Raw genomic sequence first — 24,938 nt, 5'->3', positions numbered from 1 at the left:
ATTGTTATCCCAGCCAGCCTTCTCTGTCCAAACTTCGGTATTGAATTGCCTCCCCGATATGGTGTTGCTTCACGCTTTCAGACTTTTCCAAGTCGGCAATGGTGCGGGCTACTTTTAAAATTCGGTCGTAAGCACGTGCGGAAAGATTCAGCCGCTGCATTGCATTTTTGAGAAGTTCCAACGAAGCCTCGTCTAATTTGCAATACTTTCGGATTTGTTTGGTATTCATTTGGGCATTGTAATGAATGTTTGGGTATTCTTTAAATCGCTCAGTCTGAATATTTCTTGCTTCAATCACTCGCTGGCGGATAATGTTACTGCTTTCGGCTTTTTGCTCGCACGAAAGTTTTTCGAAAGGAACAGGATTTACTTCAATATGAATATCAATTCGGTCTAATAAAGGTCCTGAAATTTTACTTAAATAACGTTGCATTTCGGCAGGTGTTGAAGTTACGGGAGCATCGGGGTCGTTAAAATAACCACTTGGACTGGGATTCATACTCGCCACCAACATAAACGAAGCAGGATACGTAACAGAAAATTTAGCTCGTGATATGGTTACTTCTCTGTCTTCCAAGGGCTGACGCATCACTTCCAAAACGGAACGCTTAAATTCAGGAAGTTCATCAAGAAAAAGCACTCCGTTATGGGCCAATGAAATTTCGCCTGGTTGCGGATAAGCTCCACCACCCACTAATGCCACGTCCGAAATGGTGTGATGCGGACTACGAAACGGACGATGACTCATCAGTCCGCTGTCTTTTATACGCCCAACAACGCTGTGTATTTTTGTAGTTTCGAGTGCTTCGTGCAAGGTCATTGGCGGAAGAATGCTGGGTAAACGTTTGGCTAACATTGTTTTACCAGAACCCGGAGGACCAATCAAAATAATGTTATGCCCGCCTGCTGCCGCAATTTCCATACATCGTTTTATGGATTCTTGCCCCTTTACATCGGCAAAGTCAAATTCGGGGAAATCTAAATTCTTGAAGAATTCTTTTCGAGTGTCGATTTCCGTTTTTTCAAGTGTTTTTTCTCCATTGAAAAAATCAATAACGTCTTTGATATTTTCAACTCCATAAACCTCCAAATTATCAACTATGGCAGCTTCTTTTGCGTTTTGAGCCGGCAGGATAAAGCCTTTAAAACCCTCTTTTCGAGCTTGTATGGCAATGGGTAGAGCTCCTTTTATAGGTTGCAAACTTCCGTCCAAGGAGAGTTCTCCCATAATGATATACTTCTCTAAATCATCCGATTGAACTTGTCCGTTAGCTGCTAAAATCCCGATAGCAAAGCTCAAATCGTATGCCGAACCTTCCTTACGCATATCGGCAGGAGCCATATTGATGGTGATTTTTTTGCCCGGAATTTTATAGCCGTTGTTTTGCAAAGCTGCCCCAATGCGGTAACTACTTTCCTTAATGGCAACATCGGGTAAGCCTACCAAATGATAACCAACTCCTTTGTCGATGTTTACCTCAATGGTGATGGTGGTGGCTTCTACTCCAAAAACGGCACTTCCGTATATTTTTACAAGCATAAATTGAGAATTTAAGCACAAAAATACTCAAAAGAATGCATAAAAACAAGCTCTTTTATGGAAAGACGTTTAATTATTCAGAAGAATTTTTTCTATGTTAGGGCTAAAGATACTTTCGAAGGCTGTAATAATCCGAGCATCTCTGCCAAGAATAAAACATTGGCTGATGTTATTGATGAGAAATTTGCGAGATAAATCCGTAAAATCCGTTGCGTGAAACTGGTCAATTCCTTGAACTGAAGGAGCTTTTTCAAGCCATTGCTCAACATTTTGCCCTACATCAATTCCGGTAAATTGCACTTCGGGGAATAATGTTCTTAGTTGTAAAACTCTGTTGAAAATCAAGCTTGACATTTCGGGTTGATTTACAGACCAAAAGTAATAAATAGTAACTTCAGGTTTTACTATTTTGGATAAAGTTGTAGGATTTTTTTTAAGATTAATAATCTCAAAATCAGGGGGAATGCTTCCTATTTGTAAAGCTATTGTACTTTTAAAGAAGGATTCTAATTCTGATTTATGTATGTTATTCTGATTGTATTTATTGAATTCATCAACATAGCATTGACATTCTCCATTGTGCTGAATATTAAATACATAGGAGTAAGCAGCATTTCTGTACAGATTATCTCTCATACTTCCGGAAGGGAAAATGCTGTCGATTACTTTAATTTTCTTCAAATGAAAATCTTCTTCTCTATTTACGTCGGTACGACCTGGCTTTAATCCTAATTTTTTTAAAGCTAAGTTATTGGTAAACATAACCATATATCCGTAGTACGGGCGAAAATATTCCAAAAATTGGTCATTATAATTAATCTTCTTTCTATGGTCATAGAAGTTTTTGGGTAGAAGAAAACTTGTAACAGGATTTTGGTTATCTTTCTGAAATACAAAGGCATAAGTCTCTATTTCTTTGTACAGAGGAAAAGTGGAACTTACCAAAGCTATATTTTTTGCCTTTTCAGACAGATTAGGATTGTCTTTCAGAAAGTTATCATACATTTGTACTTTAGCTTTGTGTACAGAGTCCATTTTCTTCTTGTAATCATCCGGCTGTAACAAATTGTACTTCTTTAAGGTAAGATTTTCCTTCTCAAAATCATTGATTTGCTGTGATATAAAGCTATTAATAGCCGAACCTTTTCCAGAGAAAGATATGGTTTGGTGAAAGTTTAGTGCATTGGCAGAAATAATCAAGCTGTCCTTTGGCTCAAGAAAAACATATTGGTAGTTGTTATCTATCTCAAAATGATATAATTTAGCCTTATTGATATCTAAATTTAATGAGAATTTTTTATTTCCATCAAAGAATGCCGTATCAACAGGTTTGTTGTTATGATACAATACTACTAATGAGTCCTTTGCGTTAGGGAAGAATCCTTTTAAAAATGCACGATTTTCATCTTTAGTATTTTTGCAAGAAATTAAAAAAGAGGGGAGTAGTAGTAAAAGTAGTAGCCTGTTCATCATTTAATCATCTCGTCAATTGAAGTGCAAAATTAGAAAAAAGCTATTCAACCTGTGTTATGAAAAAGTTAAAAAGGAAAACTCTGATGAAAGATTGTGAAATTTTATCTTTTATCAGAGTTTTTTAACATTTTATATATGTTATCTGTAGTTTTTTATAAGATTCTTTACTAATAAAATTACGTTAGGCATAGCCTTATTTGCCGCATTTAGTACTTCTTCGTGAGAGACATTTGGTGAAATTTCAGGACCTCCTAAGTCAGTGATGATAGAAACGGCACAAACATCCATATTTTGGTGGCATGCTACAATTGTTTCAGGTACAGTACTCATTCCCACGGCATCTCCGCCTAAAATCCGAATCATTCCGTACTCGGCTGGAGTTTCAAACGAAGGACCTTGTAGCCCAACATAAACGCCTTTATGCACCTTAATATTATTATTTTTTGCTATCTCCTCTAATTCGGCAATCATTCTGTGATTGTAAGGTTTGCTCATATCAGGGAATCGAACGCCAAATTGATCTAAATTTTTTCCTCTTAGGGGATGTTCCGGAAATAAATTAATATGGTCACGAATAATCATAATATCACCAATTGAGAAGTTCGGATTTACTCCTCCGGATGCATTTGAAAGGATTAATCGCTTGATACCCAGTTTATGAAATACACGAATAGGGAAAGTAACTTCTTGCATAGAATATCCTTCATAGTAATGAACCCTACCAGCCATCATCAAAACATAGCGGTTTTCAATCTTTCCGTAGATTAATTTTCCTGTGTGTCCTGATACTGTTGATTTTGGGAAATTTGGGATATGTGAATATTTTATTTCAGAGATAACCTCCACTTCATCTTGCAATTTGCTAAGCCCTGAGCCTAAGATAACTGCAAATTCGGGAGTGTGTTCTGAAATGTAAGATTGTATAATACGTGCGGTTTCGTTTATTTTTTCATTGATTTCCATAATCTTTACTTTTATACGATTCTATTCGCAAAGATAAGTAAAAATAAACACTTATACAAATAATAAGTTTCATAAAAAATAGTATTTTTGCAGAAGGTTAATTATAAATTTTGCAATTTAAACTTCTTAAAAGAAATATTTAATGAAAAATCTTAGAATAATTTTTATGGGAACTCCCGATTTTGCCTTGGAAAGTTTAAAACAGTTAGTTGAAAATAAGTACAATGTGGTCGGAGTTGTCACAATTCCTGATAAAAATGTTGGTCGTGGACAAAAATTACAATCTTCACCGGTAAAAATATATGCTGAAAAGAATCAAATACCTGTATTTCAGCCAACAAATTTGAAGAGTGAAGATTTTGTTAATTCACTGAAAGAATTAAACCCCGATTTGCAAATTGTGGTTGCTTTTCGGATGTTACCAAAAGTAGTTTGGCAGTTACCTAAGTACGGAACATTTAATCTACACGCTTCATTATTACCTAATTACAGAGGTTCTGCACCAATCAATTGGGCAATCATAAATGGTGAACAGAAAACGGGAGTTACCACTTTTTTTATTGATGAAAAGATAGATACGGGAGCTATTATTTTGCAATCAGAAATGGTGATTTCGGAAAGAGAAACTGCTGGAACTCTGCACGATAAATTAATGACGCAAGGAGCAGAGTTAGTGCTAAAAACTGTTGACGAAATAGAAAAAGGAACTCTTAAAGTGGTACAACAGCCTATGAATGAGGTTTTTGCGGAAGCTCCAAAAATTTTTAAAGAAACTTGCAGAGTTAATTGGGAGAAAGAGGGAATCGCCATTGAGAGGTTAATACGAGGAATGAGTCCGTATCCAACCGCTTGGACGATTTTGCTTCAAAAGGGAGAAGAAATGAATATAAAAATATATGATGCTGTTTTTCAGAAAGAAGGCCATTCTCTTCCTAATGGAAAAATAAAAGTACAAAACAGACAAATATATGTTGCTGTCAAAGAAGGTTTTGTAAACTTATTGGAATTGCAAATGCCAGGGAAGAAACGTATGAAAGCCAGTGACTTACTGAATGGGTTTTCTTTTGATGAAGAAGCGAAATTTATTTGAGAAGAAAAAGTAAATAACCAAAATTAGTTTTAAAGATGAAATATATTTATTTGTTTTTAATGTTTTGTTGTTCTGTTAGTTATGCTCAAAAATCTCTTCAGGAGGGATTGAAAACCATCAACAGGCAATCGGCAGAGGCACATATTGATTTTCTGGCAGATGACGCTTTGGAAGGACGCGAGTCAGGGTTTCAAGGCGGACGCATAGCTCGGAATTATATCGTTTCACAATTGCGACAAATTGGGGTTGAGCCTCTTTTCTCCGATGGATATTTGCAACATTTTTCAGCTTACAGGGCTGATAGTCAGTCTAAAGATTCGAAAAGATACACAGTGGTTGATTCTGTTATTAACCGATTGAAAACCAATACTCATTATCGTCTTGAAATGGCTAATGTTTTGGGAATGATAAAAGGTAAAAAAGCGGATGAATACGTTATTGTCGGTGCTCATTATGACCATTTGGGAGTGGATAAATATCTTGAAGGAGACCAAATATATAATGGTGCAGATGACAACGCTTCAGGTGTTTCGGCGGTGTTGCAACTTGCAAAGGCATTTAAGGCGTCGGGCGAACAACCTTTGCGAACGATTATATTTGCTTTTTGGGATGGAGAAGAAAGAGGATTGCTTGGTTCTAAGTATTTTACGAATCATTGTTCTTTCCGAAACCAAATCAAAGCATATTTGAATTATGATATGATTGGCAGGGATAATCGTCCGCAGCAGCCTAATTACTTCGTGTATTTTTATACGGCTTCACATTCCGTTTTTGGAGATTGGTTAAAATCAGATATTCAGAAATATAAACTTGATTTACAGCCGGATTATAGGGCTTGGGATAATCCCGTAGGAGGAAGTGATAACGGTTCTTTTGCAATTCATAAAATCCCGATTGTATGGTTCCACACCGACGGACATCCTGATTATCACAAACCTACCGACCATAGTGATAAACTTAATTGGGAGAAAATTGTGGAAATCACAAAGGCATCTTACTTGATTTTCTGGAAATTAGCAAATGACAAGTATTGAAATATTTATCTTTTTGCCAAAAATATAGTTTTCTTTTTCAGTCAAATCATTAAAACGTCAAGTTCTATCGGTAATTTCAATATTCAATTACAAAGCGTTAATGTAATTTAAAAATTAATTATAAATCCTAAAAATTAACGATTTATTAACGCATAATTACTTTTCTATTTTATATCTTCGTAGCAGAAAAATCCAAGTGAGGGAGGATAGTATTTAATCGTATAAAAAGTAGTTGAGTAATGTTTGTTGAATTTATGGATTACCTCTCCATCGAGAAAAAATATTCAAAGCATACGACAGAGGCTTACAAGAATGACCTTAAGGCTTTTGAAAAGTTTGTGAAGAATGTTTATGGTGAGAGTGAAAAGGAACGTAGCTTGGAAAGCGTTTCCTATGATGATGTTAGAAGTTGGATTGTTGAACTCTCAAATCAATCGATTGCGTTTAGGAGTATCAACCGGAAGTTATCGGCGTTAAAGGCTTATTATTCGTTTTTGAAAAAGACAAACCAGATTGAAGTTAGTCCGTTTGAAAGAGGAATAATGCCTTTGAAGATGGAAAAAAAGATAAAACTTCCTTTTTCGGAAAAAGAGATAGAAAAAGTGTTATCTTGTTTTTCAAATAAAAATAAATTTGAAGAAATTCGGGATAAGGCTATTATAGAAGTTCTTTACGCAACGGGAATGCGGCGTTCTGAATTAATTTTGCTGAAAGTTAATGATTTGGATTTCAGTCAGAAGCAAATTAAAGTTCTGGGCAAGCGTAACAAAGAAAGATTGATACCAATGCTTCCTCAAATTGAAAATATTTTGGAAGAATATCTTAAAATAAGAGAGGAAGTGGCTAATGAAAACAGTGAAGATTTCTTATTTTTAGCCAAAAATGGTAAAAAAATATATCCAACGCTTGTTTATAGAATAATTAATTTGTACTTTAGTGCGGTGACTACAAAGCAAGATGTTAGTCCGCACGTGTTAAGACATTCATTTGCAAATCATTTGCTCGATAATGGTGCCGATTTGAATACAGTTAAGGAATTGTTGGGGCATTCGAGTTTGGCAGCGACTCAGGTTTATACCAATACAAGCTTAGCCGAACTCAAAAAACAGTATGGAAAGGCACATCCCAGGGCAAGTGGTGGAAAAATATGAAAAATAAAGTAGATTGTTAAACCTTTTAAAAAGTTTAGTTTATGAAAGTTTATGTACACCCAGTAGATTTTACGGTAGATCAAAAATTGGTTGATTTTATTCAGAAAAAAATGGATAAGTTGGATCATTTTTATGATAGAATAATAGAGGCAGATGTTCATTTAAAATTAGAAAACACAAGTTCAAAAGAAAATAAAATTGTAGAAATAAAAGTACACGTACCAGGAGAAAGTTTGGTAGTGAAAAAGCAATTCAAAACATTTGAAGAGGGAGTTGATAGTTCAATAACTCCTTTGGAAAGAATGTTATTAAAATATAAAGAAAAACGTTAAAAAACGGTTAAAACATTTTTTTTAAGTTAAAAAAATGTATATTTGCCCCAATCAATAATTTAAAGTAATTTAAAAATAGTATGAAAAAACACATTTTTGCTTTGGCTTCACTGGTTTTTGTTGGGGCACAAGCTCAAGAGAATTACAATAAGTGGTCAATTGACTTCAACGGAGGAATAAACAAGCCTATAGCTCCTTTTTCAGCACAGCATTCGGCTTCTACACCAAGTTTGTGGGGAGCAAACGCGGGAGTTCGTTATATGTTCAATAACAAATTCGGGCTTCGTTTGGGAGGAGGATATGATTCTTTCAAAGAAGGAGATAATAGCAATAAATTTGAGTCGAATTTCTGGAATGTTAATTTGCAAGGAGTTGCGAACGTGGGGCGTGTTCTGTCTTTTGAAGAATGGACAAGCGATTTGGGATTGCTTGCTCACGCAGGGGTTGGATACGGACAGCTTAACAGCGACGCACTTTCAAGTGCGGACCAAGTTGCTTTCATCGTAGCAGGTTTGACACCTCAGTTACGAATCTCTAACAGAGTAACTTTATTGGCAGATGCATCTATCTTCTTCAATGCAAGACAACAAAGAACATTCGATACTTTCTCACAATCAGACAGAAGAGGTATTCAAGGAGTTAATGTTGCAGCAACTATCGGGTTGCAAATCGCTTTAGGAAAACACGGAAAACACGCTGATTGGCATCACGAAGGAAGCAAATTCGAGAAAATTGAAGAACGTTTAGCTTCATTGGAAGGAGATGTTTCAGGATTGCAGCAAGAAGTTGCTAATAAGCAAAATAAAATGAACGATGCAAACGGAAATGGTGTTCCTGATGAGGTTGAAAACTATGTAAACGATAATTATGCAACTAAAGAAAGCGTAAAATCTTTGACTGAAGACGGAGATATGGCTGCGGACTTAATCAGAAAAGGTTATATAAGTACGTATTTTGACTTTAATTCATCAAAACCACAAATGTCTTCTACTTGGGCAGTTGATTTTGTTTCTAAGTTCTTGAAATCTAACTCTAATGCAAATATCAACATTGTAGGATTTGCAGATGAGCTTGGTGGAACTGATTACAACCAATCACTTTCTAACAAGAGAGCGGAAGCAGTTAAGAAATTGTTAATTGATGCAGGTGTTGAAGCTTCAAGAATTTCTACTGAAGGAAGAGGAGAGGACACATCTGTTAATAAAACTTCTCCAAGAGCACGTCAGATTGCACGTAGAGCAACTTTCGAGTTGAAATAAATAAAAAAATAATAGACTATATGTCAGTTGCAAAAATCCTAAGAAATTGTTTCTTAGGATTTTTGTTTCATTATTTATTTTGTGAAAAATTAGTCTTTAACGGATTTTACTTAGGAATAAATTATTTTAGAAACTATAAAATTATTTTATCTATGGAAAAACCAACCTTACTTATTTTTTTGTTGTTGTGTTGCTTTACAACAAGTATGAAAGCTCAAAAACAAGACGTTTCTGTCGTGTTTGATAAGCCTGCAAATTATTTTACTGAAAGTCTTCCTATCGGGAATGGACGTTTGGGAGCAATGATTTTCGGCAAAACTGATGTTGAAAAAATTGTACTTAACGAAATTTCTCTTTGGTCAGGAGGGCATCAAGATGGGGATGACCATCAGGCACATTCTTACCTAAAAGAAATTCAAGATTTGCTTCTGGAAGGCAAAAATTTGGAAGCTCAGCAAATACTACAAAAGTATTTTGTGGCTAAAGGAAAAGGAACTTGCTTCGGCAGAGGAGCGAATTGCCACTATGGTTGTTACCAAATTTTAGGAGAGCTGAAAATTGATTGGAAATCAGATGCTTCTGTAACAAATTACAGACGAGTTCTTGATGTGGAAAAAGCAGTTGCCAGAACTTCTTTTGAACGTGACGGAAATCAAATTCAGCAGGAGGCTTTTGCTGATTTTGCAAATGATTTGGTTTGGATTAAATTTTCAGGAACAAAGCCACTGAATTTGGATATATCACTTTTCAGGAAAGAAAACGCTACCGTGTCTTACGAAAGCGGTAAAATAATTATGAAGGGAACGCTTCCTAATGAAGAGGAAAAAGGAATGCAGTTTGGAACTATTGTTGAGGTACACACTGACGGAACTTTGCAAACTCAAACTTCACACATAGGAGTTATTTCTGCAAAAGAAGTAGTTTTAAAGATAAGTGCTTCAACTAATTACAATAACGAAAGCGGACAACTCAACAATGAAGACGTTTTGGCTAAAGCAAATAAATATCTTGAAAAAACAGCGAAAAATTTTAGTCAGTCTTTGGTAGAAAGTCAAAATGAATATCAAAAGATATTCAACCGCAATCGTTGGACAATGCCTAATAATGCAGAAGTGGAAGGTTTGACTACTTTACAACGATTAGAAAGATTTTACAAAGGGGAAAAAGATGCTTTATTGCCTGTTTTGTACTATAATTTTGGTAGATATTTGTTGATATCCTCATCACGAAAAGGGTTATTGCCTGCTAATTTGCAAGGTTTGTGGGCAGAAGAATACCAAACTCCTTGGAATGGAGATTATCATTTGAATATCAATGTACAAATGAATTATTGGTTAGCAGAATCCACAAATTTATCTGACTTAACTGAGCCTTTGCACCGTTTTACAAAAAATTTAGTTCCTAACGGAAAAAAGACAGCGAAAGCATACTATAATGCCAATGGTTGGGTAGCTCACGTGGTTAGTAATCCTTGGTTTTTCACTTCCCCGGGAGAAGGTGCGGGTTGGGGTTCCACGCTTACGGGAGGAGCTTGGCTTTGCGAACATATTTGGGAACATTATAAATTTACGCAAGATATCAATTTCTTGAAAGAATATTATCCTGTTTTGAAAGGAGCTGCACAGTTTTTTGAGGATATTTTAATCAAAGATACTAAAACAGGTTACTGGGTAACAGCACCTTCAAACTCTCCTGAAAATGCCTATATTTTGCCTGAACTTAAAGATGGCAAAAAACAAACTGGCTTTACTTGTATGGGACCAACAATGGATATGCAAATCATTAGAGAGTTATTTTCCAGTGTGTTGAAGTCTTCAGAAGCTTTAAATGTTGATGCAGATAAACGCAAAAAATGGAAGAATATCATAGAAAACACGGCACCAAACACCATCGGTAAAAATGGAGATTTGAACGAGTGGCTCGATGATTGGGATGATGCAGAGCCTACACATCGTCACGTTTCGCATTTGTACGGATTGTATCCTTATGATGAAATTACTCCTTGGGACACGCCCGAACTTGCCAAAGCCGCACAAAAGACCTTGGAAATGAGAGGCGATGGAGGAACAGGCTGGTCAAGAGCTTGGAAAATCAATTTCTGGGCAAGATTGCAAGACGGAAATCACGCTCTTACATTGATAAGACAATTACTGAAGCCGGTTAGCCCTGAAGTTAAAGGCGGTCAGCTTGGCGGAACATATCCAAATTTGTTCTGTGCACATCCGCCGTTCCAAATTGATGGAAATTTCGGAGGAGTTGCCGGAATTTCAGAAATGTTATTGCAAAGTCACGGAAAAAATAACACAATTCGCTTCTTACCGGCATTGCCTACGCATCCTGATTGGAAAGAAGGGGAAATGAAAGGAATGAAAGCACGTAACGGATTTGAAGTGAGTTTCTTATGGAAAAATCATTCTTTGGAACAAGCTGAAATCATTTCTCTAAACGGACAAAAATGTAAAGTATTTCTTCCTGCTGGAAAAAGCGTTTACTACAAAGGCAAATGTATTGCTAAAAAACAAAAAAAGGACAGAGAAGCTGAATTTAAGACAGTTAAAGGAGCTAAATACATAGTTAAGTAAGTAATAATTGTTATTTCAGAAAAAAGCTGTACTTTTGGGGATTGTTTACAAGAGTAATAAATTATGAGTATAGATAGTGCTACAATGGAGAAGAATGTTTTTCCTCCGAAAGGCAAACCGAAATGGATTCGAGTAAAATTACCCACAGGGAAAAAATATACGGAACTTAGAAATGTAGTTGATAAATATAACCTTCATACAATCTGTACATCAGGAAGTTGCCCAAATATGGGTGAATGTTGGGGAGAAGGAACGGCTACGTTTATGATTTTAGGAAATATTTGTACACGCTCTTGCGGATTTTGCGGAGTTAAAACGGGTCGTCCTGAGAGTTTGGATTGGGAAGAACCTGAAAAGGTGGCTCGTTCCATCAAGTTGATGAATATCAAACACGCCGTTATAACCTCGGTTGACCGTGATGACTTGAAGGATATGGGAAGCATAATGTGGGCTGAAACAGTGAAAGCCATCCGCCGAATGAATCCTGAAACCACATTAGAAACGCTTATTCCTGATTTTCAAGGGATAGAGAGGCATTTAGACCGTATGTTGGAAGTTTCTCCGGAAGTGATTTCACATAATATGGAAACTGTTCGGCGTTTGACAAGAGAGGTTCGTATTCAAGCAAAGTATGACCGCAGTTTGGGAGTTTTGAAATATTTGAAAGACAATGGAGCAAAACGCACAAAATCAGGGATTATGCTCGGTCTGGGGGAAACAGAAGAGGAAGTTATCGAAACACTTCACGACCTGAAATCGGTGAATTTGGATGTTCTTACCATTGGGCAATATTTACAGCCATCAAAAAGGCATTTGCCTGTTAAACAATTTATTACACCTGACCAGTTCGCTAAGTATAAAGAAATAGGGGAGTCGTTAGGCTTCCGACACGTTGAAAGTGGAGCTTTGGTTCGTTCATCTTACCGAGCCCACAAGCACGTTTTGTAATTAAAAAAGGTCGGAAATTTATCAAATTTCCGACCTTTTTTCTTATAAATCTCTTCGTTTTATCAAAAAGTAGGAAAAATAAATAAAAATTCCTATCCAAACAGAAGTTATCGTAACATCAATCAAACCTACGCCATATTCGCTACTTAGTTCCACACCAACTTGATTTGCCGCCGTTCTCACGCCTGACATTCTGGTAAAAGGCTCTTTAATGAGATTACCCATAGATTTTAAAGGAAGAAAACGAACGATGAAATCCAATTTATTATCATTATACGAGGAAATACCTGAGATAATAGTTTCCACAATGCTCCAAAGAACCAAAAATCCTAAAGAAAAGGCAGATTTTTGAGTTAAAACCGCAAAAAATAAGCAAATACTGAAAAAACCGACTAATTTTAGAAAATAAGCAGGCAGAAATTCCATTTGTGAGAAAATAATTCCCGTTTCATCGAAACTTGAATATATCAGTCCCAAAATCATTGAAATTACAAAAACCATAAAGGTTGAAATTAAAGCAAATAGGACAGTAGTAAGGAATTTTGAAAGAATGAATTCTTTTTTGCTTAATCCGTCTATAAGATTCTGTTTCAGTGTTTTATTACTATACTCATTAGCAACCATCGATACGATGACAATCGCGAGAAATAGTTTAAAATAATCGGCAATGTAAGTGTTAAAATGCCAAATGTACGGAAAGTCAAAAATTCCTTGTTTTGCTAAATGAAATTCAAAACTACCAAAATCAATTTTAACCATTGAAAGCAAGAAAAGTAACGTTAGCAATCCAAAGTAGGAAATTATTAAAAATCGGCTGCTTTTATTGCTCCATATTTTGATAAGTTCAATTTGTAATAATCGTAACATAATAAACTTGTTTAAACTTTTCGAATAAATGTTAGTATAATCCCTAGATACAACATAGCCATCCAAGTTGTGTTTAGGGTTTCATATCTTATAATCAATCCTTTAAAACCATCAAGCCACGCAAAACTTCTCTCTATTTTAAACCGATTTTTATATAATTCTTCGTCAAAATAAATATTTTCATTTTGTCCATTTCTGGGATTTTGTTTGATATTAGGTATTATTTCTTTTTCCTGTAAAAAACTTTTTAAGTCTCGGCTATCAAAACCTGCATCTGCATTGACAAACAAGCCTTTATGCTCTATTTTCGCTTCCTCCAAAAGATTCAAAATCTCTTTTAAAACAAAGTCTATATCATTCAAATCGTGATGATTACCGGATTTTGGACTACCCATTGCTAAAATTTGCCCCAAATTATCACACAGAAAGATAGAATTCGTGGTCTTTGACTTTTTTCTTAACTGATAACCAACAGATTGCCCTCCCATTCGACATCGAGTATGACTACCATCAAGTTGGACGCTTGATAAATCTAATTTTCTCCGATTCTCAAGCAACAAATTAAGCCAAATTCGCTTAAAACTACCATCTTTACTCCATTTATTGAAATAATAATAGACTGTTTGATAGCTTATTTTTTGGTCTTTAAAATACACTTCTACCGGAAGTTCCCTCCACTGGCAACCTGTTTTTAATCGTTTGACTATCAGAAGAAAAATTAATGATAAATCAAATTTTGTTTTAAATCCTCTTTTTCCAATACTCAAATGGGAAATAATCCATTTTTTTATTATATCTTTGCTCAAAGTTCCTTGATTTTCATTTTGTTATGCAAAACAAAAATGCTAAAAATTCTTGGAACTTTTAATTTTCCTCTTAAAAAGTTTAGACAGGTTTAATGTTTAATTTTGGTTGTTGGTTAATTTTAGGAATTGATTTTCAAGGCTTTCTTTTCGTTTTACTAAATGTGAAAGGGAAAATCCTTTTTCAAAGAGTAATTTATTTAGGTCTGAAGCATTCATATCCGTTTTCGGAAAGGCTTTGATAATTCCGTTTTCGGAAATAATTCTATCAAAATCAGAACTATTTCTCAAAAAATGAAGCAATTCTTCGTTATTTTCAGAAGATAATTCAATAAAACCGTTGCTGGTTACCATCTCATCAACACGTCCGTTGTAAAGCATTTTTCCTTGTTGCAAAACAATCACGTGTGAGCATACTTTTTCGACTTCATCTAATAAATGTGAAGCCAAAAGTACAGTAACTCCTTGTGAAGCAATGTATTGTATTAACTCTCTGATTTTGTGTATCCCTTGAGGGTCAAGACCGTTTGTGGGTTCGTCCAAAATTAATATTTCAGGGTCATTTAACAAAGCCGAAGCTATCGCCAAACGCTGCTTCATTCCCAATGAAAAAGCCTTGAATTTACGGTCTTTATATTCCCATAAACCTACCAGTTTTAGTTTGCTTTGGATTTTGTCGGTAGAAATTTCTTTGATTTTACAAACCAACTTCAGGTTGTCGTAGGCTGACATATACGGATAGAAATTAGGTCGCTCAATAATAGCTCCTATCCTTTTGAGAGCCTGTTGGTTAGAAGTATTTCCGCCGAACCATTGATACGTTCCTGAGGTTTTATTTACTACATTAAGAATCATTCCCAAAGTAGTTGATTTTCCGCTTCCGTTAGGACCTAACAAGCCATATACATTGCCTTTTTCAATCCGAAAAGAAATATTATCCACAGCTCTGAACTTGCCAAAGTTTTTGGATAAATTGTTAATTTCTAAAATTGTTTCCATATGAGTTTTGCAGTTGATAAAAAGTTAAAAAATCAAAGTCAAAGCTCCTGAAAAAGAGTAACTTTAACTTTGATTTTATTTTGAAAATGAGTCTATTCCGCAGAACTTACAACCGCTTCTTTATTAATTTTTTTAACCAAACCTTGTAGTACTTTTCCTGGTCCTACTTCGATAAATTCCGAGGCCCCGTCTTGAATCATTTGCTGTACACTTTGCGTCCATTTTACAGGTGCAGTTAGCTGATTTATTAAATTTTTCTTGATTTCATCAGGATTATTAACAGCCGTTGTAGTAACATTTTGATATACAGGACAAATAGGTTTGTTAAAGTGTGTACTTTCAATGGCTTTTGCTAATTCTTCCTCTGCAGGTTTCATCAAAACTGAGTGAAAAGCTCCGCCTACTGGCAAAATTAAAGCACGTTTGGCACCGGCTTCTTTCATTGCTTCACAAGCTTTTTCAACGGCATTAAGTTCACCAGAAATTACTAATTGCCCAGGACAATTGTAATTTGCAGGAGTAACAATTCCTTCGATTTTTTTACAAACATCTTCAACAACAGCATCTTCCAAGCCTAAAACGGCAGCCATCGTTCCCGGTTGTGATTCACAAGCCTTTTGCATTGCCATTGCTCGTTTGTACACCAATTGTAATCCGTCTTCAAAAGAAAGAGTTTTATTAGCAACCAATGCAGAAAATTCACCTAATGAATGTCCCGCAACCATTTGAGGCTGAAAAGATTCTCCCAAAACTTTACTCAAAATCACTGAATGAAGAAAAATGGCAGGTTGTGTAACTTTTGTCTGTTTCAAATCCTCATCAGTGCCACCAAACATAATTTCCGTAATGGAAAATCCTAAAATTTGATTTGCTTGCTCAAATAAATCTTTTGCTTTATTTGATTTTTCATACAAATCGCGTCCCATTCCTACAAATTGAGCCCCTTGACCAGGGAAAATATATGCTTTCATATTCAATTAAATTTTATTTTTACAAACCTATTTTAAAAATTTATTAAATACAAATTTTTCTATGAAATAATTTAGAAAATTCATTTTTATAGAGATTTTTGCTTTAGGAAATTCAAAAGAAGAGAAAGAAGATTGATGGAAATCAAGAACCAAAAAAGCCATCAGAAAATTTATTTTTCCGATGGCTTGATATTTACTTTAACTTAATGATAGATAATATGTTACTTTTCTTCTATCGTAGCGATACTTACTCGGTTCCATTCTGGTTCTGAGAACATATCACCGATACCATTTCCTTGTGCTACAATACGATTAGCATCAATTTTGTAACGAGCAATAAGTACTTTTTTCACAGATTCGGCACGAGCGTTCGCCAAAGCTATGTTTTTCTCCTCATTTCCTTCCGGAGAAGCAAAACCTTTGATAACCACACGGCTATTAGGATATTTTTTCAAATAAGTGGCAATACGCTCAACGTTAGGTAATTGAGAAGCATCAACGGTAGATTTTCCTAAACCAAAAGTAACAACAGACTCCAAAGTTTGTTTTGTTTTTGTTATTGTTTGTATTTCAGGTTCTTTGTTTTTAGCCTCTTCCAATTCTTTTTCAAGTTGAGCGATACGTTCTTGAGCACTGTTAATCTCTCCTTCTTTACTGCTTACTTGATTGCGTAAATTATTGATATTGTTATTTAACTGGTCAATTTCAGCTTGATTTCTTCCTTCAATTTCGGTAAAGTGATGTGCTCCATTACTTCCTTTAAAACGATACACGATACCAACGTTTACTTGTGATAATGAATGGTTGATGTTGAGGCTGTTAGCTGCGTCTGAACTTGGCGTGTCAATAAAATATAAAATCGACGGAGTGAGTTTTACAGCCCAAGCTTTGTTAGCTCCAAAATTGTACATAAAGTTAGCTCCAAATTTGGTTGTCATCGTGTTGTAATTGTTATTGTCTCCTTGGAAGAAGTGATGCATCCAACCTGGTCCGGCAAAGGCTTCCACTTCAAACTTACGGGGTTCGCCTTTGTAGCCTGCAAAAAGATTGTTTAAATTGAATGCACCAATTACAGCTACATTTGTGTGTTCAATAACAAGAGGATTTCTTTCTTCCCAATTTCCATTTAGGTAAGCATTTGCATCAAAACCCAATCGGAATACGGGAGAGATTTGTTTGCTCAACTCGGCTCCGAAATTCAAACGAACATCTTCAATTAAGTCATAACCCTTAGTAGGCACATATCCACCCACATTTGCTCCTATTTGCCAATTGTCAAAAAATTTACTTTGGCTGAGCCCTTTTTCCTGTGCAGAGGCAGTCATAGCAATTCCAGCTATCATTGCCGATAAAATAATTTTTTTCATAAATAAATTGTTACAATTAAATTTTTTTGCAAATATACGGAAAAATAGTTGTAAAAAAAGAGTTTTGGGGATAATTTATTCAAAATTAAGTGTTGATTGCTGAAAAAGAGATGTTCTCTAATTAACAGAGTTACGTTTTTTTAGCGTTATTCCTAATATTTTGTAAAAATAAATGGTTTTTCATTATTCATATCTGTAAATAATTTTGTACCTTTGACCTCGTTTTAAGACAAGATATATACAACCAAAAAAAATAAAAATGAGTACAACTATCCAAAAAAATGAACAATCCATTCAACATCAACCAGCAGGATTGTTTGAAGACACACGTTTTGAGAAAATCCATAATGTTATTTTTTCTGACTCGGTAAAGGCTTCTGTTGCCGTTGCTCACGAAATAGCGGATTTGATAAGGAGTAAGCAAGCAGAGGGAAAAACTTGTGTATTGGGTTTAGCTACGGGGTCATCTCCTGTTAGGGTGTATGATGAATTAGTACGTCTGCATCAGGAAGAAGGGCTTAGCTTCAAAAATGTAGTTACCTTTAACTTGGATGAATATTATCCTATGAAGAAGGATGATGTACAAAGTTATTGGTATTTTATGCACGAACATTTATTCAATCACATTGATATTCCGAAGGAAAATATCAATATTCCTGACGGAATGGTGCCAAGAGAAAAGTTGGTTGAATATTGTTTAAATTATGACAAAAAAATCAAAGAGTGCGGAGGGATTGACTTCCAGCTTTTGGGAATTGGCAGAACCGGGCATATAGGCTTTAATGAGCCGGGTTCACACCGAAATTCAGGAACTCGTATCATCACCTTAGACCACATCACACGTGCCGATGCCTCAGGAGCTTTCCACGGAATTGCAAACGTTCCGGAACAAGCCGTTACAATGGGGGTAAGAACGGTAATGAAAGCTCGAAGAATCGTGCTATTGGCTTGGGGAAGCAACAAGGCAGATATTGTAAAAACAGCCATTGAAGGAGAAGTTTCTTCTGAGGTTCCTGCAACTTATTTGCAAGAACACGAAAATGCTACATTCGTGATGGATACAGAGGCTTCTGCTCAACTTACACGTATCAAAACTCCTTGGTTAGTAACAGATTGCGAGTGGAACGAAGATTTGAAAGCTAAAGCCATCGTTTGGTTATGCGAGCATCTCGGAAAAACAATTTTGAAACTTACCGACAAAGATTACAACGAAAATGGTATGTCAAAATTATTGGCTGAATCAGGACCTGCTTACGATTTGAACATTGCTATGTTCAACCGTTTGCAACATACGATTACAGGATGGCCGGGAGGAAAACCAAATGCAGATGATTCACATCGTCCTGAGCGTGAGTATCCTCACAAAAAACGTGTTATTATTTTCAGTCCGCACCCTGATGATGACGTAATTTCAATGGGAGGAACGTTTGACCGACTTGTATCGCAAGGTCACGAAGTACACATTGCTTACCAAACATCAGGAAATATCGCCGTTTCTGACCACGAAGCTTTGAAATTTGCAGAAGTATTCAAAGACGTTGTGAAAGAAAATGGAGGAGATGTAAAAGTTATTCAAGAAATTATTGATGCACTTAACAACAAGAAATCCAACGAGATGGATGCTCTTCCGGTGCGTATGCTAAAAGGAAATATCCGCCGTCACGAGTCATTGGCTGCAACACGCTATGAGGGAGTTCCTGATAATCAAGTACATTTCTTGAATATGCCTTTCTACGAAACGGGAGCTATTAAGAAAAGTCCGTTAGGAGAAGCTGATATTCAAATTATTATGGATTTGATTGAGAAAGTAAAACCACATCAAATTTATGCTGCGGGTGACCTTGCAGACCCACACGGAACGCATAAAGTTTGTTTGGATGCTATTTTTGAAGCATTAAAACGAATGAAATCAAAAGATTATATGAAAGATTGCTGGGTTTGGTTATATCGCGGAGCTTGGCACGAGTGGGATATCCACGAAATTGAGATGGCTGTTCCGATGAGCCCTGCACAGGTATTGAAAAAACGTCAAGCTATTTTCTTCCACCAATCTCAAAAAGATGGAGTTATGTTCCAAGGAGATGACTTGCGTGAGTTCTGGCAACGTGCCGAAGCAAGAAACAGCGAAACTGCCAAACGTTACAGAGATTTAGGTATGGCGGATTATGCTGCAATTGAGGCATTTAAAAGATGGATTTTTTAATCTGTTGTAAATAATCATAAAATGAAAAAGTTGAGAGTTTTTCAAAATTCTCAACTTTTCTTTTTTGTAGTTTTTTAATTATTTTGAAGGATTAATCTTTTGGAAATCAGGTTAAAACGCCATAAAAGCCAAACGGCAGCAACGGTAAGCCCAGCGAGAAGCCCTATCCAAATTCCCATTGTTCCTAATTCGGTTTTAAGTCCTAAAAAGTAGGAAATGGGGAAACTTACAACCCAATAAGCTACGAAAGTAATATACATCGGTGCTTTCACATCTTGTACGCCTCTTAAAGCTCCTAAAGCACTGACTTGCAATCCGTCTGAGATTTGGAAAATAGCCGCGATGAGTAGCAATTGAGCAGCTTCGGCAACAACTAAAGTATTACTATTTAATTTGCTGAAATCATCCATATCTAAATATAAGGAAGGCAGCCAAAATCTGAAAATCGCTAATAAAATCGCAAAGAAAGATTGTGTGAATAGCACCAATAAAAATACAGAAAAACCAATTCTTCTTAAATTCAAGTAATTTCTTGCTCCTAATTGATTTCCAACTCTAATCATTGCCGTTACACCTAATCCGTTGGCAACCATAAAAGTCATTGTGGCTAAATTTAACGCTATTTGGTTGGCAGACAGGTGGTTTTTACCCAAAATTCCGCTCATCCAGATGGCAGTTGTGAAAATTCCTACTTCGAAAATCATCTGTAATGCTGATGGTATGCCCAAGGCTGTTATTCTTTTAAATTTTGACATTTCAAAAACATGCCAATTAAAACCGGTGACCAAATCTCGAGTTTTATTTAAATTTTTTAGCATCCACCACATAAGTATTGGCATTGCAAAACGAGAAACTAAAGTCCCGACTCCTGCTCCAATAATCCCCAGCTTGGGAAAACCGAAACTTCCGTATATGAATAAATAGTTGAGAACCACATTGATGACGTTTCCTATTAAAGTTACATACATTGATTGTTTCGTAAGGGAAAGACCATCAGCAAATTGCTTCAATGCAACGTAAAATCCCAAAGGAATCAATGAAAACGCAACTAAATTTGTATAGGGAATGGCGAGTTTTATCACGTTTTCAGGCTGCCCCGTAAGGTACATCAATGGTTTTGCAAACAATAATAACAGAAAAAGAATAAGTGACAAAACAACATTCAGAAGGATTCCGTGTTTTAAATACGCTTTTGCTTCTTTATTGTTTTTTTCTCCGTCGGCTTTTGCAATTAGGGGAGTAAGTGCAGTGGAAAAACCAATTCCGAATGACATTGCAATAAAAACAGCACTATTTCCCAATGCCACGGCTGCGAGTTCCGTAACACCTACTTTTCCCACCATAATATTGTCAATGAATCCCACGAAGGCGTGACCCAGCATTCCAAAAATGACAGGATAAGCAATTTTGAAGTTATTTTTGAATTCTTTTGTGTAGTTTGAAAGCTTTTCTAAAATCACAATATGAGGTTTTTAAGGGACAAAGATAGGTTATTTTTAAAAAGGATTAAAAAAGCCAAAGATTTTATGTCTTTGGCTTCGTTTAAATTTTGTATTACAGAAATTTTATGCACAATCATCAACAGCTTTTTTAAGTTGACTCAGTGCTTTTTCAATTACACTTCTTGGGCAAGCCAGATTAATACGCATAAAGCCTTGTCCTTCTTTTCCGTACATAGCACCATCATTTAGGGCAAGAAAAGCTTTTTCAGTACATAAACTAACAACGCTTTCGTGACACAGATTCAGTTCTCGGAAATCCAAAAATACCAAATAAGAGGCTTCAGGTACGATTGTTTTTACTTTTGGAATGTGTTTTTGTACATAATCCACAAGAAAATCAATATTTCCTTGTATATAAGCTAATAATTGTTTCAGCCATTCTTCTCCTTCCGTATATGCAGCGATAACAGTCTGAAAAGCAAATACATTTCCGTCTCCAAGCATATTTCCATCTACATAACCTTGAAATTTCTTACGCAATTCAGGATTTTCAATAACCGCATACGAAGTAGAAAAACCAGCCAAGTTAAAAGCTTTACTTGGGGAGCCAAACATAATGGTACTCATTCGTGCCTCTTCACTTACACTTGCAAAAGGAATATGTTTGTGTGGAGGTAGAGTTAGGTCGGCGTGAATTTCGTCAGAAACGATTACAACGTTGTTTTTGTGGCAGATATGTGCTACTTTTTCAAGTTCTTCACGTGTCCAAACGCGACCACCGGGATTGTGTGGGTGGCAGAATAGGAACAATTTGCAACCTTTTATGTCTTTTTCTAATTTATCGAAATTGATTTGATATTTTCCGTCGATAAGCTCAAGTGGGCTGTTTACCAAAATACGTTCGTTATTTTCTATCACAAGAGAAAAAGGCTGATAAACAGGTTGTTGAATTAATACTTTATCTCCCTTGTTGGTAAAAGCTTGCACCGCCATAGCCAAAGCGGGAACTACTCCGGGCGAAAAAGAAATCATCTCAGGTGTAATTTCCCAACCAAAACGGCGTTTTTGCCAATTTACGATTGAATCATACCAAGCTTTTGGTTTTGCCGTATAGCCAAAAATTTCACATTCCATACGCTTTTTCAAGGCATTAATGATAAAAGGAGGCGTTTTGAAATCCATATCGGCAATCCACATAGGAAGTAAATCGGTTCTTCCCCAACGAGGTTCAAGTGCTTCTAATTTTAGAGCATCACTTTTACTACGGTCATTAATTTGATCGAAATTATATGTCATAAATGTAATAAAGCTATTAATTATTGTGAATAGTTTCCAAAGGTACAAAAATAAAGCTATGTAACAACATTTTTTTGAAAATAATTTAATTTTTTTAGATATCTATGATTTTTCATATCTTTGTCCTTATAAAAATAGAAAATAATGAAACTGAAAGTAGGGGTTTTAGGTGCAGGTCACTTAGGAAAGATTCACTTGCGATTATTGAATCAATCGGAAAAATATGAGCTAATGGGTTTTTATGACCCTAACCAAGAGAATGCGAAGAAAGTTTGTGAAGAATTTGGATATCAGAGTTTTAATTCCGTAGAAGAATTGATTTCGGTTTGCGATGTAGTGGATGTTGTTACTCCAACTTTGAATCATTTTGAGTGTGCCGAGAAAATTATTTCAAAAGGAAAACATCTGTTTATAGAAAAACCCATTGCCAATACAGTTGAAGAAGCCGAGAAAATCATCGCTTTGGCAAAAAAACATAATGTAAAAGGGCAAGTTGGTCACGTGGAACGCTTCAATCCTGCGTTTCTTGCTGTGAAAGAGACAATTACCAATCCTATGTTCATTGAAGCTCATCGTTTGGCTGAATTCAATCCGCGAGGTACGGACGTTCCTGTGGTGTTGGATTTGATGATTCACGATATAGATGTGATTTTGAGTGTGGTAAAATCAAAAGTGAAGCATATTTCTGCCAGTGGAGCTTTGGTTATCAGTCAGTCTCCTGATATAGCCAACGCACGGATTGAATTTGAAAACGGCTGTGTAGCAAACTTGACGGCAAGCAGAATTTCACTGAAAAATATGCGAAAATCACGATTTTTTCAGAAAGATGCGTACATTTCCGTTGATTTTTTAGAGAAAAAAGTAGAAGTCGTTCGGATGAAGGATGCTCCTGAAAATCCGGGTGATTTTGATATGATTTTGCAAAATGCAGAAGGACAGAAAAAACAAATCTATTTTGAAAATCCTGAAATAAGTGCAAATAATGCCATTTTGGACGAGTTAGAAGAGTTCGCTAATGCCATAAATAACGATACCACGCCCATCGTTACATTGGAACAAGGCACAGAAGCATTGCGAATTGCCAAACAAATTACTGAAAAATTGTGAAATGAAATAAAAAAAAGGCCATCTGAATTCAGATAGCCTTTTTTTATTTATAAGTTCTTATTTATAAGTTCTTTAATGGAAGGATTAGAAGGTCTTGGAGCATCGGCACTGATGATATTTCCGTTTTTGTCAATCAATATAAAACGCGGAATAGATTTAATTCCGTATGCGTCAGAGAAAGCACGCTCTGCCTCGGATTCAGCATATAATTGAATTCCGGAAGGTTTTTTAGTTGATTGAAAGTCAATCCATTTTTGTTTGTCTTGGTCAATTGAAATACTAACAAACGCAACATCTTTTCCGTGGTACTCTTTCTCAAGTTCTTGAAGAGCAGGCATTTCATTCATACAAGGAATGCACCAAGTTGCCCAAATGTCAATATAAACTAACTTTCCTTTTAGTTTTTCAAGAGAAGTTTTGCCGCCTGCAAAATTTTCAAAATCGAAAGTAGGAGAAGGTTTTCCCGGAGCTATATTTTGGAAAAGTGAAATTTTTGCTTCAGATTCTTTTATCAAATCTTCTTTTTTTGAAAATTCTTTAACAACGCTTAATATTTTTTCATTTACCTCAGAAGAATTTCCGGCAGATAACCCTTGAGCCAGAATTTCAGAAAGGTGTTTTTTGATATTTTCAGATTTTAAACTACGTACATAATCAGCCAAATCACCCCAATTTGAATCGTTTGAATCAAGTTTTGAATAGAAATTATCGGTTAACAATCGTACATATCCGGAATAAAGCTCAAAATCTTCGGCATTATCGTAGTTTATTTTTGCAAGTTCTTCCTCAAATTCAGCTGGGCTTTCAATGTTATTTCCCGTCAAACTTTGATGAACTCGTGAATAGGCAGATTTCAAATGCAAATTGAAGTACTCGATAGACTTTTTCTCTGCTGAAACGAAATTGTCCGACAGACCTTTATAGTTAGCTAAGAAATTGGCATACTTGTTATTAACATCAGCTAATGAAGTTTTGAATTCATCAAGATTTTTTGAAAATAAATCGGAAAACTCTGCTTGCATATCTCCGTCAAGCTTTGTTTTATCTCGCAAATAAGCACTTGCAATGGTGTCTTTTCCTGAAAATTTAACCTCGGCAGGCACTTGTGAAAAATCGACTTCAATGTTTAGTCTATCCCCTTGTTCCAAATATAAAGGAACGTAGAATCCTGTTTCGCTGAAAATTGTGTAATAGCTTGATTTACTGAGGGTATCAGAGAAACTGCCATCAGGATTAATTTTCAGGTTTTTCTCATCATTTCCTCCGATTAAATGAAAATTACCTCCATTATGATTTTTAATTTTTCCGGAGATAATGATGTTTGCTTCTTTTTTTTCACAAGCAACAAAGCTCAATGTCGCAAGCGATAGAATAAATAGTTTCTTCATAAGAATAATATAATGTATATGTAAATTTCAGGCGAAGATACGATAATTTTTTATTACAAACAGAAAAGAATTACAGATTTTGTGAAAATAACTTATTAACAATCTGTTTATAAGAATTCAAAA

At 35.6% G+C, this 24,938-nt stretch carries 20 protein-coding genes; 9 read left to right on the top strand and 11 right to left on the bottom strand.

All coding sequences use genetic code 11. From position 1 onward, the window contains the following. Positions 1-4 precede the first annotated feature (4 nt). The 3 genes from CGC58_RS02190 to CGC58_RS02180 all read right to left on the bottom strand — a co-directional run bounded on the left by CGC58_RS02190 (position 5) and on the right by CGC58_RS02180 (position 3,976). Positions 5-1,540 (bottom strand): YifB family Mg chelatase-like AAA ATPase, encoded by a 1,536-nt coding sequence (locus CGC58_RS02190; protein WP_095894927.1) that lies wholly within the window; start codon positions 1,538-1,540, stop codon positions 5-7. Between the two features lie 69 nt (positions 1,541-1,609). After that, positions 1,610-3,013, bottom strand: a complete 1,404-nt coding sequence (locus tag CGC58_RS02185; protein WP_095894926.1) for a TlpA family protein disulfide reductase — start codon at positions 3,011-3,013, stop codon at positions 1,610-1,612. A gap of 138 nt (positions 3,014-3,151) precedes the next feature. Then, positions 3,152-3,976, bottom strand: coding sequence for a purine-nucleoside phosphorylase (locus tag CGC58_RS02180; protein WP_394336609.1), 825 nt, complete (start codon positions 3,974-3,976; stop codon positions 3,152-3,154). A 142-nt stretch (positions 3,977-4,118) separates the two neighbouring features. Here CGC58_RS02180 and fmt point away from each other — a divergent pair, with 142 nt between their 5' ends. The 7 genes from fmt to lipA all read left to right on the top strand — a co-directional run bounded on the left by fmt (position 4,119) and on the right by lipA (position 12,372). Continuing rightward, positions 4,119-5,066: a methionyl-tRNA formyltransferase gene (fmt, locus tag CGC58_RS02175; protein ID WP_095894924.1), complete on the top strand. Its 948-nt coding sequence runs from the start codon at positions 4,119-4,121 to the stop codon at positions 5,064-5,066. Positions 5,067-5,101: 35 nt separating this feature from the next. Next, complete coding sequence (locus CGC58_RS02170) at positions 5,102-6,100, top strand: M28 family metallopeptidase (protein WP_095894923.1); 999 nt, start codon at positions 5,102-5,104, stop codon at positions 6,098-6,100. 239 nt (positions 6,101-6,339) lie between these two features. Next, on the top strand, positions 6,340-7,251 hold the full coding sequence (locus CGC58_RS02165) for a tyrosine-type recombinase/integrase (protein ID WP_095894922.1): 912 nt from the start codon (positions 6,340-6,342) through the stop codon (positions 7,249-7,251). 41 nt (positions 7,252-7,292) lie between these two features. Next, positions 7,293-7,583 carry a ribosome hibernation-promoting factor, HPF/YfiA family gene (hpf, locus tag CGC58_RS02160; protein ID WP_095894921.1) on the top strand — a complete coding sequence of 97 codons (291 nt, stop codon included), beginning with the start codon at positions 7,293-7,295 and terminating at the stop codon, positions 7,581-7,583. Between the two features lie 80 nt (positions 7,584-7,663). Beyond that, positions 7,664-8,842, top strand: a complete 1,179-nt coding sequence (locus tag CGC58_RS02155; protein WP_095894920.1) for an OmpA family protein — start codon at positions 7,664-7,666, stop codon at positions 8,840-8,842. A 152-nt stretch (positions 8,843-8,994) separates the two neighbouring features. Next, positions 8,995-11,424, top strand: coding sequence for a glycoside hydrolase family 95 protein (locus CGC58_RS02150; RefSeq protein WP_095894919.1), 2,430 nt, complete (start codon positions 8,995-8,997; stop codon positions 11,422-11,424). A gap of 63 nt (positions 11,425-11,487) precedes the next feature. Next, positions 11,488-12,372, top strand: a complete 885-nt coding sequence (lipA, locus tag CGC58_RS02145; protein ID WP_095894918.1) for a lipoyl synthase — start codon at positions 11,488-11,490, stop codon at positions 12,370-12,372. 42 nt (positions 12,373-12,414) lie between these two features. On the opposite strand, the gene CGC58_RS02140 is transcribed toward lipA, so the two are convergent. From CGC58_RS02140 to CGC58_RS02120, 5 genes are all read right to left on the bottom strand, one after another. Then, on the bottom strand, positions 12,415-13,239 hold the full coding sequence (locus CGC58_RS02140) for an ABC transporter permease (RefSeq protein WP_095894917.1): 825 nt from the start codon (positions 13,237-13,239) through the stop codon (positions 12,415-12,417). A gap of 11 nt (positions 13,240-13,250) precedes the next feature. Next, positions 13,251-14,045 carry an IS5 family transposase gene (locus CGC58_RS02135; RefSeq protein ID WP_095894916.1) on the bottom strand — a complete coding sequence of 265 codons (795 nt, stop codon included), beginning with the start codon at positions 14,043-14,045 and terminating at the stop codon, positions 13,251-13,253. 96 nt (positions 14,046-14,141) lie between these two features. Continuing rightward, positions 14,142-15,041: an ABC transporter ATP-binding protein gene (locus tag CGC58_RS02130; RefSeq protein ID WP_095894915.1), complete on the bottom strand. Its 900-nt coding sequence runs from the start codon at positions 15,039-15,041 to the stop codon at positions 14,142-14,144. 92 nt (positions 15,042-15,133) lie between these two features. After that, positions 15,134-16,012, bottom strand: coding sequence for an ACP S-malonyltransferase (gene fabD / locus CGC58_RS02125; protein WP_095894914.1), 879 nt, complete (start codon positions 16,010-16,012; stop codon positions 15,134-15,136). A 221-nt stretch (positions 16,013-16,233) separates the two neighbouring features. After that, positions 16,234-17,379 carry an OmpA family protein gene (locus CGC58_RS02120; RefSeq protein ID WP_095894913.1) on the bottom strand — a complete coding sequence of 382 codons (1,146 nt, stop codon included), beginning with the start codon at positions 17,377-17,379 and terminating at the stop codon, positions 16,234-16,236. 259 nt (positions 17,380-17,638) lie between these two features. Here CGC58_RS02120 and nagB point away from each other — a divergent pair, with 259 nt between their 5' ends. Beyond that, positions 17,639-19,582 (top strand): glucosamine-6-phosphate deaminase, encoded by a 1,944-nt coding sequence (nagB, locus tag CGC58_RS02115; RefSeq protein WP_095894912.1) that lies wholly within the window; start codon positions 17,639-17,641, stop codon positions 19,580-19,582. A 74-nt stretch (positions 19,583-19,656) separates the two neighbouring features. On the opposite strand, the gene CGC58_RS02110 is transcribed toward nagB, so the two are convergent. Together CGC58_RS02110 and CGC58_RS02105 are read right to left on the bottom strand one after the other, a co-directional pair. Further along, positions 19,657-21,042, bottom strand: coding sequence for an MATE family efflux transporter (locus CGC58_RS02110; RefSeq protein WP_095894911.1), 1,386 nt, complete (start codon positions 21,040-21,042; stop codon positions 19,657-19,659). A 105-nt stretch (positions 21,043-21,147) separates the two neighbouring features. Then, a complete protein-coding gene (locus tag CGC58_RS02105) occupies positions 21,148-22,320 on the bottom strand; it encodes a MalY/PatB family protein (protein ID WP_095894910.1) in 1,173 nt (390 codons plus the stop codon). Between the two features lie 141 nt (positions 22,321-22,461). On the opposite strand from CGC58_RS02105, the gene CGC58_RS02100 reads away from it, so the two are divergent. Next, positions 22,462-23,427, top strand: coding sequence for a Gfo/Idh/MocA family protein (locus CGC58_RS02100; protein ID WP_095894909.1), 966 nt, complete (start codon positions 22,462-22,464; stop codon positions 23,425-23,427). A gap of 47 nt (positions 23,428-23,474) precedes the next feature. Here the strand turns inward: CGC58_RS02100 and CGC58_RS02095 are convergent, their stop codons facing one another. Continuing rightward, positions 23,475-24,815 (bottom strand): TlpA family protein disulfide reductase, encoded by a 1,341-nt coding sequence (locus tag CGC58_RS02095; protein WP_095894908.1) that lies wholly within the window; start codon positions 24,813-24,815, stop codon positions 23,475-23,477. Positions 24,816-24,938 lie beyond the last annotated feature (123 nt).

The organism is Capnocytophaga stomatis (assembly GCF_002302635.1).
Taxonomy (GTDB): Bacteria; Bacteroidota; Bacteroidia; order Flavobacteriales; family Flavobacteriaceae; genus Capnocytophaga; species Capnocytophaga stomatis.
This window is presented reverse-complemented; position numbering and strand designations above follow the sequence as displayed.